Genomic DNA, 398 nt, shown 5'->3' on the forward strand with positions numbered 1-398 from the left:
TGTTTCAGGCATGTCGCTCATCGCATTATGGATTATTTATTTGAAGAATAAAGGGTACTTAGAGTTAACAGGGCAGGAACATTTGCATGATATCGGTAAGTTTATGTTTGCGTTTTCTATCTTCTGGACTTATCTCTGGTTCTCTCAGTACATGCTTATTTGGTATGCTAATATTCCGGAAGAAACGGTGTACTTTAAACATCGTGTACAGGGGCCATATAAAGGAATATTCTTCTTCAACCTAATCATTAACTTCTTATGCCCTTTGTTGATCTTAATGAAGCGTTCGGCGAAGAGAAATTATACATTAGTAACTTTTATGGCTGTATTAATCATCTTTGGGCACTGGATAGATTTTTACCAAATGGTGATGGGTTCTTTAAGTAAAGAACATGTAA

1 protein-coding gene is annotated in these 398 nt (G+C 35.7%); it reads left to right on the forward strand.

Annotation, left to right across the window (positions count from 1 at the left end):
• Positions 1–398 (forward strand): hypothetical protein (locus CWB72_RS20795; protein WP_212747925.1); only part of this gene is annotated, 398 nt, incomplete at both ends.

The organism is Pseudoalteromonas phenolica (genome assembly GCF_005886345.1).
GTDB lineage: Bacteria > Pseudomonadota > Gammaproteobacteria > Enterobacterales > Alteromonadaceae > Pseudoalteromonas > Pseudoalteromonas phenolica_A.